22 protein-coding genes are annotated in these 20,099 nt (G+C 41.7%); 1 reads left to right on the forward strand and 21 read right to left on the reverse strand.

The features are described 5' to 3' along the window. Positions 1-158 precede the first annotated feature (158 nt). Together VUI23_RS21250 and VUI23_RS21255 are read right to left on the reverse strand one after the other, a co-directional pair. Positions 159-1,142 carry a dihydrodipicolinate synthase family protein gene (locus VUI23_RS21250; protein ID WP_342805990.1) on the reverse strand — a complete coding sequence of 328 codons (984 nt, stop codon included), beginning with the start codon at positions 1,140-1,142 and terminating at the stop codon, positions 159-161. An 83-nt stretch (positions 1,143-1,225) separates the two neighbouring features. Beyond that, positions 1,226-1,909 (reverse strand): TetR/AcrR family transcriptional regulator, encoded by a 684-nt coding sequence (locus VUI23_RS21255; RefSeq protein ID WP_342805992.1) that lies wholly within the window; start codon positions 1,907-1,909, stop codon positions 1,226-1,228. A 123-nt stretch (positions 1,910-2,032) separates the two neighbouring features. Between VUI23_RS21255 and VUI23_RS21260 the strand changes: the two genes are divergently transcribed. After that, the gene (locus tag VUI23_RS21260; protein ID WP_342805994.1) at positions 2,033-3,205 is read left to right on the forward strand and encodes a phytanoyl-CoA dioxygenase family protein; all 1,173 of its coding nucleotides are present in this window, start codon (positions 2,033-2,035) and stop codon (positions 3,203-3,205) included. Positions 3,206-3,936: 731 nt separating this feature from the next. On the opposite strand, the gene VUI23_RS21265 is transcribed toward VUI23_RS21260, so the two are convergent. The 19 genes from VUI23_RS21265 to VUI23_RS21355 all read right to left on the reverse strand — a co-directional run bounded on the left by VUI23_RS21265 (position 3,937) and on the right by VUI23_RS21355 (position 19,986). Continuing rightward, positions 3,937-4,431, reverse strand: coding sequence for an AAA family ATPase (locus VUI23_RS21265; RefSeq protein ID WP_342805996.1), 495 nt, complete (start codon positions 4,429-4,431; stop codon positions 3,937-3,939). 115 nt (positions 4,432-4,546) lie between these two features. Beyond that, on the reverse strand, positions 4,547-5,122 hold the full coding sequence (locus VUI23_RS21270; RefSeq protein ID WP_303501641.1) for a YdeI/OmpD-associated family protein: 576 nt from the start codon (positions 5,120-5,122) through the stop codon (positions 4,547-4,549). Between the two features lie 122 nt (positions 5,123-5,244). Continuing rightward, positions 5,245-5,757, reverse strand: coding sequence for a hypothetical protein (locus VUI23_RS21275; protein ID WP_342805998.1), 513 nt, complete (start codon positions 5,755-5,757; stop codon positions 5,245-5,247). 157 nt (positions 5,758-5,914) lie between these two features. Next, positions 5,915-6,334, reverse strand: a complete 420-nt coding sequence (locus VUI23_RS21280; protein ID WP_303501639.1) for a GFA family protein — start codon at positions 6,332-6,334, stop codon at positions 5,915-5,917. A gap of 216 nt (positions 6,335-6,550) precedes the next feature. Next, a complete protein-coding gene (locus VUI23_RS21285) occupies positions 6,551-6,763 on the reverse strand; it encodes a cysteine-rich CWC family protein (protein WP_216047675.1) in 213 nt (70 codons plus the stop codon). A 177-nt stretch (positions 6,764-6,940) separates the two neighbouring features. Further along, positions 6,941-7,852, reverse strand: coding sequence for a DMT family transporter (locus VUI23_RS21290; protein WP_342806000.1), 912 nt, complete (start codon positions 7,850-7,852; stop codon positions 6,941-6,943). Positions 7,853-8,764: 912 nt separating this feature from the next. Continuing rightward, positions 8,765-9,007, reverse strand: a complete 243-nt coding sequence (locus tag VUI23_RS21295; RefSeq protein WP_216047673.1) for a hypothetical protein — start codon at positions 9,005-9,007, stop codon at positions 8,765-8,767. Positions 9,008-9,097: 90 nt separating this feature from the next. After that, positions 9,098-9,454, reverse strand: coding sequence for a hypothetical protein (locus tag VUI23_RS21300; protein WP_342806002.1), 357 nt, complete (start codon positions 9,452-9,454; stop codon positions 9,098-9,100). Positions 9,455-9,529: 75 nt separating this feature from the next. Beyond that, complete coding sequence (locus tag VUI23_RS21305; RefSeq protein WP_342806004.1) at positions 9,530-9,928, reverse strand: DUF6228 family protein; 399 nt, start codon at positions 9,926-9,928, stop codon at positions 9,530-9,532. An 84-nt stretch (positions 9,929-10,012) separates the two neighbouring features. Beyond that, a complete protein-coding gene (locus VUI23_RS21310) occupies positions 10,013-10,354 on the reverse strand; it encodes a DUF6694 family lipoprotein (RefSeq protein WP_216047670.1) in 342 nt (113 codons plus the stop codon). A 275-nt stretch (positions 10,355-10,629) separates the two neighbouring features. Beyond that, positions 10,630-11,511, reverse strand: coding sequence for an alpha/beta hydrolase (locus VUI23_RS21315; RefSeq protein ID WP_342806006.1), 882 nt, complete (start codon positions 11,509-11,511; stop codon positions 10,630-10,632). A 627-nt stretch (positions 11,512-12,138) separates the two neighbouring features. Further along, positions 12,139-13,449 (reverse strand): aminotransferase class V-fold PLP-dependent enzyme, encoded by a 1,311-nt coding sequence (locus VUI23_RS21320; RefSeq protein ID WP_342806008.1) that lies wholly within the window; start codon positions 13,447-13,449, stop codon positions 12,139-12,141. 543 nt (positions 13,450-13,992) lie between these two features. After that, the gene (locus VUI23_RS21325; RefSeq protein WP_342806010.1) at positions 13,993-14,976 is read right to left on the reverse strand and encodes a transposase; all 984 of its coding nucleotides are present in this window, start codon (positions 14,974-14,976) and stop codon (positions 13,993-13,995) included. A gap of 88 nt (positions 14,977-15,064) precedes the next feature. Continuing rightward, complete coding sequence (locus VUI23_RS21330) at positions 15,065-15,397, reverse strand: hypothetical protein (RefSeq protein WP_303502447.1); 333 nt, start codon at positions 15,395-15,397, stop codon at positions 15,065-15,067. A gap of 116 nt (positions 15,398-15,513) precedes the next feature. Continuing rightward, positions 15,514-16,098, reverse strand: a complete 585-nt coding sequence (locus VUI23_RS21335; RefSeq protein ID WP_342806012.1) for a DJ-1/PfpI family protein — start codon at positions 16,096-16,098, stop codon at positions 15,514-15,516. Between the two features lie 117 nt (positions 16,099-16,215). After that, positions 16,216-16,668, reverse strand: coding sequence for a hypothetical protein (locus VUI23_RS21340; RefSeq protein ID WP_342806014.1), 453 nt, complete (start codon positions 16,666-16,668; stop codon positions 16,216-16,218). A gap of 150 nt (positions 16,669-16,818) precedes the next feature. After that, positions 16,819-17,544, reverse strand: coding sequence for an ABC transporter ATP-binding protein (locus VUI23_RS21345; RefSeq protein WP_342806016.1), 726 nt, complete (start codon positions 17,542-17,544; stop codon positions 16,819-16,821). Beyond that, the gene (locus VUI23_RS21350; RefSeq protein WP_342806018.1) at positions 17,537-18,754 is read right to left on the reverse strand and encodes an ABC transporter permease; all 1,218 of its coding nucleotides are present in this window, start codon (positions 18,752-18,754) and stop codon (positions 17,537-17,539) included. Before VUI23_RS21350 ends, VUI23_RS21345 begins: the two co-directional genes overlap by 8 nt. Continuing rightward, positions 18,751-19,986, reverse strand: coding sequence for an efflux RND transporter periplasmic adaptor subunit (locus VUI23_RS21355; protein WP_342806020.1), 1,236 nt, complete (start codon positions 19,984-19,986; stop codon positions 18,751-18,753). Before VUI23_RS21355 ends, VUI23_RS21350 begins: the two co-directional genes overlap by 4 nt. Between the last annotated feature and the right edge of the window lie 113 nt (positions 19,987-20,099).

Below are 20,099 nucleotides of genomic sequence, written 5' to 3' on the forward strand. Positions count from 1 at the left end.
GTTAAAACATGTACTAAAACACAACTTATCTCACGAGATAAACCTGTGTCTAAAACCATAGCGGCATTTGTTTTCATATAGACCCTATGACCAGTGAAACGGTGTGCAAAAACGAATAGCGGCTCAAAATCAATTTGAAATTACTTTATACATGCTGGTCATGTTTGAGCGACAAGTTGTGCTTGTTTCAGGAGTTGCTGAATTCTGCTGCTCGATTGCGCTTCAAGTGCTGGCAATGGTCGCCTTACCTTAGCTGTAATATCAAGCCCTAATAATCGCAACGCTTCTTTACTAGCCGCTTGCGGACTCGATGCATGCTTCAGTAAATTCACTGGAAAACCAGTTACAAAACGCAGCAATCTAAATTGTCGTGCCGGTTCAATACTGAGGTTATTCACAATAGGCAACAAATGAATTAATTTTTTTTGGGTGATATGCTGTGCTTTTTCATCCCCGTTAACACAATGGTCAAATAATGCTGTTGTAAGTTTTGGTGCAATAGATCCAATTGGACAAATCGCCCCTGAAGCCCCCACCCCCATCAGTTCAGGTAATAATAAACTTAGCCCCGAAAAATAGGCGCTATAACCACAATACTGCAATACCTTCTTCGCACTTTTGAGATGCAAGGCACTGTCTTTTATGCCCACAACACCGGTATCGTTCAAAAGCTCGATAAGCTGATAATAGTTAAGGAACAGACCTGATACTTGCGGAAAATGATAATACAAAACAGGTATAGGACTGCTTTCAACTACCGCTTTTAAGGCACTTTTAAGGGCTGAAAAATCATGTTTGTAATAGTCGGTAAATAACACCATAACCACGTCAGCCATACCTTGATAAGCGGTAATTTTATCCAGAGCTTGATGCACACTAAACGCATTTACACCAACAATAACCGGCTTGGTTTTATTCACACATTGATAAGTATGTTTGACTACGGCTAGTTGTTCAGCATCACTTAAATAAGGTAGTTCGCCACCACTGCCAAGCACAGTTACTCCAGCGGTGGGGGAGTCTAGATAGAACTTCAGACAGCGACTAAGACCTATTAGGTCGATTGATTCATCATGTTGCAATGGCGTGGGTACCACGGGGAAAACCCCTCGTAAAAAACCAATGGCCTGACTATTCTTCATCTCGATTTCCCTCAACTACATTCGGTAGTATTTGCCATTTACCTAATAGCTACAATTAACCGCTTCATATGTTGCGTAACTATTTATCGTTGTACTGAACTTTGTGCGAATACTTCACTAATTTTTGCCACCAACACCGGACGATATTCCTCGGTTGCATCTGCGGTAAAGGTTAACAACATGCCGCAAATCATTTGTCGACGGTATTCAGCCAAATCAATATAGCCATGCATCCAGTCGTAGCGAGCAATACGTTGATTGGCAAACAGCCTATCAGCAAGTAATTCACTATTGATGTTTCCAATCAGAAAGCCATGTTCTTTTGCGTCAATGCATACTTGATAAGCCAGTTTAAGAGATTTTTTGAAAATACCACCAGCATGGCCATGCTCGAACATGGACTCTTGCTCACCAATCACAAATGCAGCTTTATAAAACGCTTCATCATCTTGATAAAGCGACATCAGGTTGTCAGTGAATGACTCAACGGCAGAAATTGGATCGTTAAACACGCTGGAAAATAACACCTGTTCCGTACGGTCTACCATATCCACCACCAACTGTTTGAGCACCTCAGACTTGTTGCCAATCAAATTGTGTATGGTCGGTACAGTTACATTCGCCTGGTTTGCTAATTCAGCTAGGGTAAATGACGCATAACCACCACTGGCAATAATGTCTCTGGCAGTATTAAGGATAGTCTGCTTGCGTTTCAATTTATTGGCAGTACGAGTTGCCACCCCGCCTTGCACTCTAACTGGTTTCATTACATCTGACTCTTGCATTTCATTAAGTAAATTTTAACACACATTAAATTTTATGTTGAATAAAATTTACAAAAAGTTAAGAATATGTGCGTTAACGAATTATTTACATATGAGGGAGATACTATGATCACAGACATTAGCGATTCAATTGAAGCCTGCGCGGCCCACTATGGTAATGACGCTGACGCTATGCGCCAATACTTGATCAATGGCCAACAAAAAGCCGTTGAACTACCCAACCGAGGACCAATATTGTTTGATGAAGACGGACAGCTAAACGGTGAGATCCTTAAGGCGTATCTCAAATACGGTTTTTATATCTTTGAAAACGTGCTAGATAAACAAGAATTAAGCGACATTGAGCAAGACTTAGCCCAGTTGAAACAGCGCTTTGCCATTAATAGCAACGCTAAAGTCAATGCCGAAGGGGAGCCAGCCCTTGGAGCAGACTGTAAGGCTCCGAACTTGTTGTGGGCCAAACCTCTCGGAGATCCACTTGGAGGTACCCCCATCGCCAATGGACGCCATCAAGTCAAACTATTTGAACCTAGTGCAGCAAAAGATGCACCAAAAGAGTCACCTTTTGTATTATTAGGCTCATTACAATTTTCACAGGCCTGTTTGCGCGCTTATGCTCACCCCGAGTTATTAAAAGTGGCCCAAGCGATTAATGGCGAAGACTTCACACCGTTTCATGAATGTTTATTTATTAAGGAACCGGGGTTAGGCGCCGCAGTATCATGGCACCAAGATGGTGATACCCATTGGGATAACCCTGATTTTGATGGCCAAATCCACGGTTTTAATTTTATGGCTCAAGCTTATGGCAGCACCGCAGTAAACGGCGTTTGGGTAGTACCAGGCTCCCATCTTTTAGGCCGACAAAACATTAAGCAGATGGTCGAAGACGCTGGCAGCGAGCGCTTACCTGACGCAGTACCTATTATTTGTAATGCTGGTGATGTCGTGATTTGTAATCGTCAATTGGTACATGGATCATTTGCCAATACCGGCTTTGAGCCGCGTATTACAATTAACTTTGGGTTTCATAAACGTTCATCAGTACTGAATGTGAAAGGAGCTGGAATACACAGTGAGGCGGTTGTTTATGATACTGCTATGATTGAAAAGCGCGCACAAGCGATAGGGTATGCAATTGAGGCGCGACGAGCTCAATACCCCCATGAAACACCATATTGTTATAAGCCTCTTGCAGATTCAAGCACTGATTTTAGCTGGCAGCCAGATACACTTACAAAGCTGAAGGATTACAACTTGCTAGATTTAAGTATATAACTACAGCAGGTTATGTAGCTTGCTTAGGCAGTATTAGGGTTAGCACCTCTATATACTTGAGTTGTCCGTTAGTTATTTATCGCCGTTATGAATTTAGCCGTATATTTTTTCGAACAGACATAATATGAAATGTTGGACCAAGCTCAGAGAGTAAAATAACTTACAAAATCATTGGTAAGTACCAACTAACGCAATACTTATCCGGACTTTTTTTTAAGAATTTCAGTTCCGATGAAAAAACAACTTTCGACTGGTTAGGGTTGAACGACTTAGCTATTTGTTCCTCCCTTGACCTCATAATATGCAAATACAAGATCCATTTTTCCAGCTGAGCCACAAAGTCACGACTCATCTCAACTGGGACAATAGGGTCTTCGTCACCTTGAGATAAAAACAACGAGTAGTCATTTGAATCGAGATAACTAGCAGGCTACATTGCTGAAAGAGCCACTGTTAGCTAGATATAATTTACCGATAATAAACCTTTAACGGTAGTTCACTGTGCTTATTTTGGAAAAATGAAATAACCGATAGGAGTGGGTTGAGCCGTTTAACAAAATCGAATTATTCTAAGCGCCATGGACAATAAAGCCCAAGCTTATTATCGCGATAATAAACTTCTTAGATAATTTGAGAGGCTTACTGTATGAACAAACAACTCAAGTTAAGCGTACTGTCATAATCAAAATGAAAACCATGATTAAATCTTATTAAAGGCAATGTGTTAGCTGTTACTTTTCGCGGCGTTGGTCGTTCGACACATACATTGTTTTTTTCCCTTGGAAGTCTGTAAATAACTTTTCATGGGCCGCTTTCGAAAAGCTATCTGTACGAACAGTATATTGCGAAATCCAATTGATTAGCATTTCTAAATTCTTATCTTGCGCTTCTTTGGACTCATATTTATGCGGCTCCCATGGACGGTTTTTTGCATTTTCGATGCAAGCAGAGACGGGTAAATTGAGAAAAATCACTTCATCCGCTTGTTGAGTTACCAGTGCTAGCAAATCCGAATAACAACCTTCAATAACCCAACCACTATTCGCAACTAAAAATTCATTTATCAATTTACTGGATTCTAAAATAGGCAGTCGCTCTGGTGGCATAATAGGTTTCCACGCCACGGTATCAAGATCTAAATGGGCTAAATGGTTACTCAACGCTAATTCTTTCGCTAAAGTTGACTTACCAGAGCCTGAATTACCAAAGATTACGAATTTACTCAAAGCTTTTCCCTTAGTGTATAAAGCCATGTTAAACGGCTAATTATAGTTGCTTAAAATCATCGGCGAAGCGAACGCAGTTATTTGTTTTGTGTCTGTTTCAGCTGCCCAATGCAACTCAAAGAGGCTTTTCCTTCTGGGCAAGCATCGTCATGTATTTGTGAAATCGTCTTTGTCTAGTTTCGGCTTTCTTCGCACTTGTTAGGCCATAGGCGATAACATAACGATTTGATTTATTAAGGGTTTCAAAAAACGCTTTGGCGATAGGCTGATGTTCTAGTGCAGCTATAAAATCTTCCGGCACTTCCATTTCACTTGCCACATACGCATTCTCCCAACGCCCATCAGCTTTGGCAGCACGAACATGGACCAGCCCAGGTTCCATCATTCGACCTTCGTTTATCAGTCGTTCAACATGCTCAGTGTTCCTTTTAGACCAATTGCTTCGAGGGGTTCTGGGCGTGATTCGCTGAAGGTAAGATTGCCCATCAATTGATTTTTTGACACCGTCAATCCAACCCCAACATAAAATTTCCATGACCACATCATTCCAAGTAACACTCTGAATTCCGCTGTTTTTCTTGAATATATTTACCCACAACTCACTTTCAGTTGCATGCTTCAAGTGTAGCCACTGGCGGAGTTCTTGCGGGCTAGCAAATGACATGATTTTCAATGCGTCTGGTTCAGCCATTTAAGTAAATTCTGTTGAGCATAATACTGGGTTTATCGATACAAACTTATTGCCTAAACGTGACCACGAATCAGGCCCAATGCGCCATTTTCCGTTTGGCTGCACTTGATTGATTTGGTATATCACAATTGATAGGTCACTCTCATTTCATTCAATTTAAAGGACGACTCAATGCCATTAAAATTTGTTCCACTAAAACTTAATTTAATAGTGACATCATCCGTACCCGTTATAACGTTGTAACCTGGGTTTCCTAACGAAATATTCAAAGCTTTCTCAACTTGTTTGAAAGGTTGTTCGATAAATATTTCATTATTTATGGTCAGCTCTGAAGCGTTAAATTTATTATTCATAATCACTGGCATGTCGTAGTAATGATGGGAGAATATCTGCCCAATCACAATTTCCCGCAATTGATTTCGAGAAATCAAAAGTCCAATGTTTTTACCGTAGAACAAAAATTCCCTATGTTTATTTATTCTAAAAGAACCATTGGGCTCCCCTAAAACTTCAATGACCTTATCTTTAGACGAAAGCCATTTTGCACCTAAGAATCCTTTATCGATATCAATGTTTAACTCTGTTGCGCTGGAAAATAAAGCCACAAATAAAAGTAAAAAAAACGAAGTTTTCACTAAAGTCTCCCAGATATAAAACGCGATTTATTAGCATGCAAAGCTATAGTTACGCAAAAAGCACATTGAAGCAAAGCAAGCTTTTGCTAAAACTTACGCAGAGTTTCCTAAACTTGCTTAACATGGTGAGGTAACAGCTACGCAAATTGTTATGTCTTTAATTGTCAGATTGCCCCGGCAATTTTTCGAAGCTCGTAACATTACTCAAATTTGTTACCCAATTTGCGCAACTACCCACAAATATTTTAGCGGTAGGAAAAATTGCAACAGGGCCATCAAGACTACCTGCAGGAACGACTATGCTATCAATTTCTTGACTAATCGTTGGGACCGCCGAACCACAAATTTTACAGAAACTCTTCTGATGTAATGTATTTGGGTGTTGATAACTGACAACTTCGTTTTCACCTTGTAGCCAAGTTAGCGTGCTGGATTTAGCAAACAGGTTGGCTGCATGGGCAGAACCTGTATCCTTCTGACAGCGGCTGCAATAACATAAAAAGAACGACTGGAATTCACCGCAAAGCTCATACTTTACGCTACCGCAAAGACAAGAGCCGTTATGTTTGTTGCTCATCAATACCTCCTTATTTTCGATAACACAGTACTCAGTAATAAAAAGCAGCTGTTAGCATGCCTTACAAAGCTTAATTTACTTTAGACTTTCTGGATGAGTGCTGCCAGCAAGTTTTCTCTGCAAACACGATATGGCTCTTTATTACTTTCACTTTGTTAACAACAGTTAATTCGTCGCTTTTCAACATTCGGAGATTTCAAAATACAACTTGTCTTGCTAGTGCTCGTCTTTATGCTTAAGTGCACAGGCTTTGCAGATACAGGCTTTATTTATAGCAGCATCTACCAGCTGGGTGAATAGCTTTTCTGGAAAGCGAATATCCTCCTCCATGCACCAACAGGGCTTATTGCTATTTGATAAATTAGCGCAATAATTCGGTTTATTACATAACGGGCAATTTTCAGGGCTTACATATTGATCTTTAGTCATAATCAGCCCAAGAATATGCGTCCCAACGCGCGAAAGAAATCAACAGAATGTCCTTGTTATGCATCATATTATTTGTCGTTAGCCCATGAGTTTAAATCATCTGGAATACTATAACGTTATCCAATATTGAAATTATCTTTACCATAGCGCATCGCGAATAGCGGTTGCACACCAGGGTTAATTGCTTTCGTGGATAGCGAGTGTGCGACGCTTACCTCGCCAGATAATAAAAAGACCGGACATAACAATTAAAATCGAGCCGAGAAGTATCGCAGGTGTCAGTACTTCACCGAACAGCAAAATGCCCATGGCTATACCAAACAGAAGTCGGACGTACCTAAAGGGAGTCACAGCGGATACTTCCCCCGTTTTCATGGCTTTCATCAAACAAGAATAAGCTAGCGCACCGACCACGATGCAGCCCACAAGAGCCAGTGATGCTTCGCTTTGAGGAACAACAAAAGGTGCATCGGCCCAAACGGAGTATAGCAACCCAGACACGGCTACCGACAAGAATCCATAGAAACCAAGCAGTGATGTTCCAATAGTCACAGGGGCAGCCCTACTAGCGAGATCACGACCAGCAAAACCGATCATTCCGATTATCGCAAGCAAAGATAACTCAGAGAATCCATCAGTACCGGGTTGAACGATTATTATCACCCCTAGAAGCCCCATAATAATGGCTAACCAACGGTGCCACCCCACTTTTTCACCAAAGATCATTGCAGCACCGGCAACCACAACAAGAGGTGTTGCTTGTAAGATTACCGTAGCCGTAGATAGTGGAATTAAAACGATGGCAAGTACGTAAAAAATACGTCCGGTTATCTCGAAGCCTACGCGTATTAACATTGAGCGCGATAAAACGTCTGGGATAAAAAGAGGCTCACGTTTAACGTATAGCATCCCCATATAAATCAACATGCCACCCAGACCGAACAGGATAAGCACCTCGCCAATTGGAAGCGTTTTGGTCGCCACTTTAACAAATGCGTCCTCAATAGCGAATGCGCCCATAGCCGCAACCATCCAAAGACTACCGATCAGGTTTTGCCGATTTATTTCGGTATATATAGTGCTCTCCAAGACCGCTTGTCTCCAAAGTAATTCGTTGTTAAAAGGCTTAAATTTCAATTCGTTTGCGAGAAAGTATAATTTTCTATGAAGATCGCTCTCAAATTGGCCGACTGACATAGCTCGGCCTTAGAAATTGATACTGATAGTTAGTGTGTCTGCGCTGACGTCAATTTATGCAGGACTGCTAAAGACTTGTCACAAAATCACTAAGTGTAGACTAATACATGCTAGCTATAAGACTGAACGAAGTGACGGGTGCAAGCCGATGCAATTGTTAGATGACCTATTTATCCAACCAACACAACTCATATACAAGTATTCCATTACTGATGAATTTAAGTTTATGCACTTTACTATAATCGTCCTTAGGTTGAGGTTCTACACCTATTTGTAACGTAACTGTACTTTTGGAGATTATTTCATCATTCATTATAACTATCGCTTTAGATAATGAATAAAGTCTCCTGGAAAGCATAATAAATCACCCCATAAAGGTTTATCGCTATCTGGAGTTCCTTGTCGTCAAGTTCTGCCAAATCTTTTTGTAAAAACCCTATGTTTGTTAATGGCGAACCGACACCTCGCAATTGGGTTTTAAAATAAACGTTTCGTCGATGTATGGAATGTGGAGATTAGGATTTTTAGTCGCAATTTCAATTACATATGAAACAGAAACAATAATTTGGGTACTTTCATGAAGCATAGATACCGCAGGATGAGATACATCCAAAGCTTGCTTGACGTTTTGACTTTAATAATTGGATAAATTGGATAAGTATCGACGGTTCAAGGGTAGTATTCACTATACTCGTCAAGAGTAAAAATAATATAGAGATAAGAAACGTTGTTTTCAAAATCATCTCAAGATTTAATAAATTGCCGAAACAAATAGTAGAAGCAAAAAGAGTAATGTCTTTTGGTTTAAAAATTATAAACTAAGCAAAAAATCAGAAAAAATAGAGTAAAGAAAATAAAACCTTTTTTATAACCGCGATTTCTTACTTTTATCCAAAACTCTTTTTGTGCTTTTTGCTCAGCATGACTTAACAAATGTTCACAGTGAGGACACCTATTCCCAAGATACATAATTAACTGACATTTTGGACATTTTGCAGAAGGTGAAAACTCTGCCATTCCCATGATGGTTGGTTTCTCAGACTTCATTATATCTTTGCCACATAGGGCCCCACAATTTTAAGATAAGCTTGCTGGCAGTATTTATTGGAAACAGGCTGCATGCCGCCAATATTAGGCCTAGGGAACAAGTTTATTGGTTTTGCCTTTATGCCCAAAATAAATACCACCTAATCCACCTGCATAAATTAAAAATTGCTCTATACCTAAAACAGCAAAATAGTACCAACCTTGCTCATCAAGTAAGGCATTGCGCATTTGTATATCTTGCCACAAGGATATAAGACCTATCGAGTACAAAGCACCAACAAAAATGAATATTGCACTCAGCCACCATCGAATAAAACTAACTGCAATAGCGACTATAAAAATTCCAACGCCAGTGAAAAGTATCTCTATAAGACTTGGCATTTTATCCGAAACTTCGGCAAATGCAGGAAATGGTAGAATTGTTGCTAATGGAAAAAGATATTTCATGCTACCCCTAACCCTCACAATGACGGGTAAAACCGCATGCGTTTCCCGCTGATAAGCAAAGCATATTTGATACTTTTATTGAGTCGGAACATGATTGAAAAAACGATCAGCTTGGGTCGCTAAATGTGGCAATTGTCCGAAATCAACTAAGATACTTGACCTTAATTGCCACTCTTCTGGATGTCCAAGCATACCTTTTAGCTGGAAAGAAAAACAAACCTCTCCAACAGATGAGCAAATTGCAGAGAGACTAAACTGACTTTCTATGGACTCCCATTTACGAGCTGATTTCCATGGTTTGTTAAATGCAGCCAACTCATTTAAAAAATTTAGCAGCCCCTTTTCATCTGTATATGTGCAAACGCGAACGGATGCATAAGCAACTCCAGATGAATGGACGATAAAATAATCATGCTCAGGATGAGTGAACCTGAGCGAGTTAGCTGAAACTGATGAATCTATCGAAAATTCCATTTTCCCTTGAGCACCTAATGTTTTAAAACACAAAAAGATTGGTATCTAAGCGGCGGAGGCAACCAATGTTTTGCCTTATTATAGTTATTTTGAAAACAAACTAACTTTTGTTGGTGAGGATTTTGCCAACTCTAATACTTCGTTGTAATTTAATCCGTCAATTTTTTTACCAATAATGAAATAGTTGATTTCGTTAGTCATTGTAGGGTCTCCCTCTATGTCATAAAAACTTTTGACATCTGAAAACTGTATCGCCATCAAAGCCATTAGAAACTCAACTTCCTCTGCACGTTTTAGACGTTTGCTTACGTACAAAATTCCCTGCTTCGTTGATTCAATTGTTGAGCCATCAAATACATAATCTCTTTTTATGCTTGCGCAGCCGCTAACAATAATAATGAGTACAGCACAAAAAATATGTTTCATCGAATCTCCTTATAAATATTGTAACTTCCCTTGAGCCTACTTTTTTAGGTGTTGATATCTAATTTACTTGGTTGCGCTATATGCCTACACCCGATGGTTTATCAATAACACCTAAAAAGAGCGCTGTGAGAATAAACATAACATACTTTTTATCGGTCTCGAAATGCACAGAAAACTTGTTGATTTGAGCACGAGCGCCTCGTAAGTGAAGTGATTTACAATTCAAAACAACACACTAAGGACTTAACTTAGTGTGTTGGTGTTGCGGGTTAAAATCATAAATTCGATTTAAGAAACAACTCAATTTGACTGAGCATCCACTCAGGTTCGTCAGCCATCACGAAGTGCTTAGCGGTTGGGGCATAGGCCATGTGCTTAAATTCTTCCGGAATATTAGCCAGTTGCGTGACGTAATTGTTTTTTGTAGCAGCATAACTTACATAAGGCGCTGCTTGTGCCGGTGCGCCAATTGTAAGCACGGGGCGTTCTATTTCATTGAGCTTATCTCTGAGATCTAATTGCATCAATTCACCGAATGCCCGTCCCGATGTCATTGGGTCTGAAGTCATCATCTCATTTAGCATTTGTGAGTGCCAAGCTTCATTATTCGCCATCGATTTGACCATGATTTTAGGATCAAATGAACGTGGTGTTTCGCCACTTGGTGCTTGCTGATTAGCAAATAAAGCCCCAAGTGCTGGTAGTCCATCAACATTCACAATTGCTGATATTTGAGGATGTTTTTCTGTTGCCAACCACAAAGCTAAAGTTCCGCCAAGAGAGTGACCGACAATCACAACGTCTTCTAATTTATTTGTGCGGATATAGTCTAAAATCGCATTCTTTTGAAATTCAAGATAGTTAGCGCCAACGGTTTCTGGTGCGGCGGCTTTTACCCCAGCAAATCCAGCTAAAGTAAGGGCATGAAGTTGATAACGATCAGAAAAGTGCTTAATAGTATCTGTCCATACAGCAGCGGAAGAAGAGACCCCAGGAATCAAAATGATAGGCTTACCCGCTCCGGATACCACTGCATTAAATGCTTCATATTGATGAGTAATTTTAACTGACGATTTGCTGCTTTGTGCGCTGACATAGCCTGAACTAACTGAGCTAATTAAACATAGTGATAAAGCCAAAATTTTCGTTATTTTCATTGTTGTTCCCCAAATTTGTTTGAGGTTTAACTTTATCCCTATAGCAAAAATTAGGTCAGTGTGTTTTGTCATTCATTCACGATGACAAATGTCACTAATTTTTGAGACACCCATTCTTTTACCATGACACCCATCATTTTCTTACTGAGACACCCATAGTAATGAGCCCTCATTCGCTGGTTTATTCAGAACGGTAGAATAATGTGAATGTTGCTAATTTGGGGTTTGAATTTAATATTTTCTTACTATGACACCCATAGTAATAAGTCCTCATTTTCTGGTTTATTCAGAACGGTAGAATCATGTGAATATTGTTAATTTGGGGTTTGAATTTAAAGTTTTCGGAGGTTTTTGAATTGCTATGTCTTTATTTAGATATATATCAGATTTAACGCATATTATTGGCAGCAAGAACTGCCCACCTTGCAGGACTATTTGGATAGTACTTATTAAGACACCCATTATTACCAAAATAAAAAACAATATGTACACTTTGAAAATAAAGCGCCTTCAGAGGTGATATAGAGGTAAAGCACTTTGTTAATTTTTATATAAATCTACTGCGTAATAAAAATTACTAAAGATGGGTGTCTTCTTTATTTTTTCTTTATTTTTAAAAGAAGTTTTTCATCCCATAGCACTAATTTCAGCCAAGGCTGTTTCAATTTCTTGTTCATTATTAAGTAATGAAGGTGCAAATCGGGCGTAGCTTTTCCGATAAGGAGTACTACTCATGATTATGCCTTTTTTATGCATTCTTTTTACTACTGTTTCAGGATCTATTCCATCTACGTCAAAGCAGACTAAACCCGATGAAAGCGCGCTACTCTCAGGTGTATACAAGGTAACATGAGGCATTTTTGCTAGTCCGACTTTGGTTTGCTGGTTTAATTGATGGATGCGGTTTTGTACATTTTCTTTGCCTAATTGCAAATGCAATTTAAAGGCCTCGGGTAACGCCCAGCGGTGCTCAAACGAGTGGAAACCACCCGGTGACATGTGTTCGCCCACTGGCACATTTCCTGGTTTCACCAATCCCATCCAAACATCGTACGATGCACTAAAGCTAGGAATAACCGCTTCAGCCTGATCCCAAGCTTTATCGTTTCCCCAAATAACACCAGTTCCTCTAGGACCAAAAATCCATTTATGCGTACCAGCAATGAAAAAATCACAGCCAAGTTCGCTCACATCTTGATTTTCAATCCCAAATCCATGAACTCCGTCCACACAAAATAAGATTTGTTGAGCTGACTTACGCGTTTTATTAATTCGAGCAATCTCATCGGCCATTTCTCGTATAGGGAGTTTAACGCCGGTCGACGAATGAACCCATGTGGCGGCAAAAACTCGGGTGTTAACATTTATTGCTTCTTTTAAGCGGGCAACAACTTCCTTAACATTCACTTTTGCTGGATTATCATAAAGAGCAATACGCTGGATTTTAATACCGCTTCGATTCGCCCTATGAACCAATGACATATCCGTTGAATAATGATCATGAACTGTTTGCAAAATTTCTTCACCGGCTTGTAACTTTAATCCACTGTAAACCATGGCAAGCCCCATAGTGGTACTGTCGGTTAGGGCGATATTCTCCCCTTTACCGCCCATATATTGAGCCGCACTATTTGAAATTTCACTATCGATAGTTAGGAAGTTTTCGTGCCAGTAATCAGAAGGGTTTTCATCAAAAGATCGTCGATGTTTTTCGATAGCATCAGCTACAGGCTTTGGGTGCGAAGCCAACAAAAAAGTCGATAACTGTATGTAGTCGTGAGTCAGTGGAAACAATTTTCGCAATGCACGCCAATCACCGGTTCGAACTGTTGAAACACCCATATCAGTGCTTGAAGAATGTGCTAGCACAGCTCCAGGGGCCAACATACTCGCTCCAATCCCAAAACCTAAACTATTCAAAAATTCCCGTCGTTGCATCTCTATCTCCTTTTTTATTTAGATAATATTTTCGATCCTGAATTTAAATAAACGAAAGCAACTAGTTGGGTTAAGTGCAATGACAACTAATATCGTTAAAAATCTCATATTAAGGGAAATTAAGTATAGTCCATTTTTGACATAGCGACTTTAATGGGTAACACAGTGAAAACAGGTGCATTAACCCTTTGCTGATATGCAAGAGTGACGTATTACTTTATCGATTTATTGGCAGTTTGAAGCATCAAAATTGCGTCAATGCCCCAACCTCAAGTAACTATTAAGAAGTGTCTATTAAGACACCCAAAATAAAGTGCCTAATGCCGATTAAGACATCCAAACTATTAAGCCCCTTTAATCCAAACCAATTCAGAGCGAAAAAGTGATGTGAATATGGCGCTTTTGGGCTTTGATAAGAAAGTGGGGGGAAGTTTGGAATTGTTGTGGCTTTATGTAGCTATATCTCTGATTTAATTCATATTACAGACAGCAAGAATCGTCCATCGAGTAGGAGGATTAAAACAAATTTGGCTGCTAAATTGTTTAGGCTTGTTGTAATAATGCTTTGGCCTTTGTTATCCCTCGTATTCGTTGATGGCCGGTATGTTGTTTAAATTGTTGCATCATATGCTCACTGCCTACCGCTGTATGAAAGTGCTGTTCAAACTCTGTGGTAAGCGTTATCCATTGCTCTGAATTAAGGCCAAGGCGTTCTAAAATAGGGCTATGCTGGTGTTCGATGTAACCGGCTTTATCTTCTCGAATACTTCTGCCTGTGCAATCGACTAATTTACAGTAATCTATGAGAGAGAAGGCAATGCCTCTAGGCATACCTTGTCTATGGTTACCCACAAACCCCATCAAGTTTTTGGGTTGCTCTCCTTTAATACAGGCCTGGATACGCTTTTGGATACTGGTGTGTTTTGAGGTTTCTGGCGTTTTTTTTTCGATTTTGGCTCGAATTGGATTTAAATCCACGTAGGCCATGCAAGCTAGCACGGCCGACTCATCTAATAATGCTTGAGATTTAAACCGTCCCTCCCAAAATCGACCTGTGCAGTCATCTTCTTTATTCGCCTCGCGGGCTATGTATTCATTCAGACTGCGCATGAACCAACTAATGTCGTACAAACGTTGACGATAAATATTAATCGTTTCATTCAATGTGATTTGCTCACTTTGACTCAGTGATTCGTCACGCAAAAATCGTTGGGTAAGTAATGTGCCTTTATGTAATTGATGCCAACGATAAGCCACTTCTTTTAACGACCAGTTATCGGCTGCTTCTTTATCAACACAGACTACAATATGTGTGTGATTACTCATGACAGCATAAGCACACACATCAATAGCAAAAACAGCACTCAAATTGAGTAAACGTTGCTCGACCCAGCCTCGCCTATGTTCATAACTTTGCCCCGTAAATTCATCTTCACCGCACAAAAACGAGCGACGAACACAACGGGAGACGCAATGGTAATAGGGCGTATCAATAAGACTAATTTGAGATTTTCGTGACTGAGGCATAACTAACCATCCATGGTTGTTGAGTAACTGTAAGCCTAGAACATCTAGAAAAAATTACCAAATAATCATGGATGTCATGTTAATTTTGTTAACCACATTTAATTTTCTTTTCGCCAATATGATAAACGTTATTAACGAGGACATATGTACCTGAAATAATTGCTGATGTTGGAATAGATAGTATTGCAAATATTTCATCATTCCATTGGTAAAAGCTAGTATCACCATCAGTCAAGTTCACTAATTTTAATATTTTTCTATCTGTTGATAGCGCACATTGATACTTTTCTGAATGGTCTATTTCAGGCAAAACTACACAACTGGTTAGAATAAGAGCAAGAAATAACATGAATATTTTGTTTAGCATCAAATTCTCATTTTTATAAAAATCATTAAGTAACTTCTTGTTTGCTAACGCCAACTTAAGCGCCCGCTAACAGCTCTTGTGGAATATCCGTCCCAAGTTAATCTGAAAGAATCTGCAGCCTGAGTTGTTCCCCTAAACAATCATGGGTGTCTTGATAATTCCATGGGTGTCTAAATAATTTTACGCCAGTCAAATTCCATTTGCCTCGCTGTTTTCTCTGCCAAATCTAAACTAGCAAGTTTTGAAACTAAGTGAAGGGTCATATCAATGCCAGCGGAAATACCACCAGATGTTACCACCTTGCCTTCATCTACCCACCGTTGATTTTCGATAACGGTTAGGTCTGAATATGAGCTCCGAAGATCTTCAATATCTTCCCAGTGAGTGGTTACTTTGAGATTGGATAACAATCCGGCCTCCGCAAGAATAAAGGCTCCGGTACAAACAGACGCTACCGTTTTGGCGCTCTTTGACGTAGTAGAAACCCAATCAATAACCTTCGATTTTAGCAACTCTTGGGTGTGAATGCCGCCAACAACTATCAGTACGTCAATTTCAGGATGATGGCTAAAACAATAATGCGGATTAACCTTAAATCCGCCTCTAGCCTTAACAGTGCGACTTTCCTCGGCTACTAAAAACACGTTAAACAACCCTGCTGGATTAGATAACCTGTTGGCAGTTGAAAACACTTCAAAAGGACCAGAAAAATCTAGTACTTCAGCATCATCGTAAATGTAGATTCCAACATTCAATGCATAATCCCCCATGACTCATTGCCGCCGCTTAAATTGTGTAGAAAGCTCGCTCTGGCTTTTGTTCCGCAAAAAACATGACTACTTTAGAATCAAGTTTAAAGCGCTTGTATGGATTTATAGTTTTTTGTAGTAAACGTCAATTTTGTGTTCAATCGCTTTAAAGTCACTGTCTAACTTACGAAAACATACTTCTCTGGTTTCTTTTTCTTCGTAGTCTTTGCCTGAAACTTTTGTTGTTGTGAGCGTACTAGAAGTCGCGCAGAACCCCGTATTATCAATTAGACGAATACTGGTATTCTCAAATGTAGAGCGAGGAGTAGAATTCGGTTTATTCATTTTTTTCATCAACCCAATCATCTGCTTTCCTGTAACTTTACGACTGTCTTTACCCATACCCGGAATATGCATAGTTTGAACAATTTCATATTGCTCAGTTAGCCAATCAGAATATTTCTCAGCATCATTGCTCATAAAATCTGACTCAAACGCAAAATAAATAGATTTGAGTTCATCATTTGCTAGAGCGTTACAACTTACGATAATTAGCAAGGTTATTAAATACTTCAATCTTTACTCCTTTAAAACTAGTGCCTTACACTAACCGTTCATCAAATGTTTGGCGAATTGTTAGTCCGAATACATACAGTTAATAAGTGACATTGTGAAGCGCAATTGCGGTTTGCAATTCAAATATATAATTTATTTCAACTTATTAGCTCAAACACGGCCACCGGTGTCACTAGCGATTCTGCCGTCTTCGAGGGTTATTATGCGGTCGCATTGAGCAGACAGTTTCGCATCATGTGTTACCAAAAGCACCGCGCAGCCAAATTTCTGATTGAACATGCGAAATAAGGCGAAGACCTCGTCTGCGCTTTTGCTGTCGAGATTCCCAGTGGGTTCGTCTGCCAGTAACAGGGCAGGTTGGGTCACCAGTGCCCTCGCTACAGCTACGCGCTGTTGCTGACCGCCAGATAGCTGATCAGGTTTGCGTTCGGCGTAAGCGGCTAGGCCCACTTCGTTAAGAAGACTATGACCCAGCTCGCGCTGTTCGGCGTTCGGCTTTCCATGGGTGACCATCAGCGGCATGAGGACGTTCTCGAGCGCCGTGAAAGCCTGAATGAGATGGTGGAACTGAAATACAAATCCGATCCTGCTGCTGCGCAAAGCTGTACGACGACTGTCATCACTGGTGCGGGTAGCTTCGCCCAACACCTCGATTTCTCCAGCGGTTGGCGTGTCAAGTAATCCAATCAGGTTGAGCAAGGTACTTTTACCTGAACCGGATGTTCCAATCAGCGCGGCGAAGTCGCTGCGCTGAAGACTAAGGTCAAGCCGATGCAACACTTCTACCTCAGTCGGCAAACCTAAGTTGTAACTCTTCCTCAACCCTTTTAGACGCAACACCTCTTGGCGCTGATTAAAGGTGCCGACGTCAGACATGACGAATAGCCTCCACCGGATCGAGGTGCGCGGCACGGTGCGCCGGAATGGAGGCTGAAATGACTCCGGTTAAGGTTGCCAGCATGCTCGCGGCCACCAGCAGGTTGAGATCGACCGGAATGAAAAACAATCGCGGCCCGAACGTGTTAAAAATCCAGACCAGCAGATAACCGCTAATGCCGCCCAGTAGTGAGCCAAACAGCCCGAACAGTGCGCCCTGAATAAGGAACACAAGCAACATTTGTGTACGTGTGATACCAATGGCGCGCAAGATGCCAATCTCGCGAGTACGCTGAACAACGCTTACCGAGAGCACGCTAGCAATTCCCAGCGCCACGCTCAACGCCACAAACATACTGATCATATTTGTCGACAAGCTTTGACTCTGCAGTGCATTCAGCAACTGCGCATTGGTCTCCATCCAGCTTTCAACTTTCTGACCGGTCAGTCGGCTTATGCGCGTCGCCGTAATGTCTGCACGAAAAATATCGGTGACAGTCATATCGATTACGGTTGCCGCTCCGGGCAGATTTAGCAGCGACTGCGCCTGACTCATATCTAGGTAAACATAGCGCGCATCGAGCTCACGAACACCCAACTCAAAAATCCCGGCAATACTCAACACGCTGTCGCCGCCTTGCCCAGTCTGCAACCTTAACTTGTCGCCGGCACTAACACCTAGTTCGATGGCCAGTTGCTTGCCAATCACTGTTTTGCCAGCGCCTACTTCGAAAACCCCTTCAATAATGTCTTCGCTGATGGGTAGAATCCGCTGGTAGCGCTCGCTGTCTATGCCGACCAGTGCCACCGATTCAAGGGCTTCACCGCGACGAGCAAATGCTGGCCCGGAAATAATCGGTGATACCGCCGTCACCTCTGGCAATGTGTCCAATACATCACGCAACTGCAACCAGTTATTTATTGAGCGCAGTCGTTGCGCTCGCTTGCTTTCCAATACTAGCTGTACGCTGTCATCAGCATCAGCTAGCGACAGAATGTGGTTTACCTCATCAGGAGCCGACAATCTGATATGCGACTGTGTACCCAAGGTGCGATCAATGATGTTGTCTTGCAACCCGGTGATCAGTGCGTTGATAAACACGATAACCGCAACGCCAACCCCAATGCCGATAAGAATTAAAGCACTTTGTGAACGACCTTCTCGCAAAAACCTAATAGCGATTGTCGATTCGGTCCATATGCCTGTCATTCGAACTTAACCGGTGTTTCGCGAGCGGTAGATGCATCGGTTTCCTTGGTAAGCGGCATTACATCATCTTCACGAGCACGCACCCGACTGCCATCCACCAGCGACGGGTCTATGTTTGCAACAATCAGATCGTCGTTTGCCAATCCACTGGTAATCTCGGTTCGCCCCATTCCGCGCAAACCAAGCGTCACTTTTGCGCGTTGCAAGCGACCGTTTGTGACTTTCCAAACGTATGCCGAACTGCCATTAATGTCATCAAGCACATCGTTAGGCACGACGAGGGCGCTCTCGCGACGGCCGGTTTCAATATTGGCTGTGACAGTCATGTCTTGACGCAGAAAGTCAGGAATCGCTGCCAATTGTAAACGGATATCAACACTGCCACGCTGTGGATCCACCGCTGGCGAGATAAAACTCAAGGTAGCCGCAAACGGACTATCCGGATAGGCATCCGTTACACACAGGGCAGGTTGTCCCAGACGCAAAGCCGAAAGATTCCTTTCATCCACCGGCACCAGCAGTTCGGTTTGGCCAGCACGGGCAATCTCAAACAGCACGCGACCCGGCTGCACTACGTCGCCAGGTTCAGCATTACGAGTTAACACAGTACCGCTCACTTGGGCACGCACTATTGTTTTTTCCAGTGCTGCGCGTGCAGCCGCTAGGCGCTCGGCAGCAGCAACATCGCTAGGATAACCAGCAGTCAGCATTTCTGCAGCAAGCTTGGCTTGTTCAAGTGCTGCACGTGCCTCAGTTTCCTGTTCAACCGCCTGTTCAACGGCTTCATGGGCAATTAGCTTACGCTCTAGCAAATCCCTTCGACGCTGCGCTTCGCGCCTGAACTGCTCGTACCGCGCCTCAGCCCGTTTCAAAGTGACATCGGCCTGTGGTTTACTCGATTCACGCAGTTCAGCAAGGGCGGCTTTTGCTTCACCGACGCGAGCAAGTTGTTCATTGTCTTGTAACACCGCCAGTACGTCGCCAGCTAGGACCTCGTCACCTTCACGAACAAAACGCTCAGCGATCACGCCTGAGATTTGTGCCCCCACTTGCGCCCGCGATCCCGACGTAACCCGCCCGGTAGCAACGACAGTCTGCACCAATGGCTGACTTTGGATACGATATACAGCCAACTCAGGCCCCTGTAGTTTGTGCACCATCATCCATGCGCCCAACACAACGATGACAACAAGCAAAATGAGGTAAGCAGTTCGCCTGCCTGTAAGCTTCATTGTAATCTCTGAACCAAAAGCACAGAACAACACCCTTTACTGGTAGTCTGCTGAATACGGTACTGAAGGAAGCTAACTAGCCAAGCTAGCTCACCTTGAGCTCGGAGGGCCAT

The sequence above is a fragment of the Alteromonas sp. M12 genome (genome assembly GCF_037478005.1).
Lineage (GTDB): Bacteria > Pseudomonadota > Gammaproteobacteria > Enterobacterales > Alteromonadaceae > Aliiglaciecola > Aliiglaciecola lipolytica_A.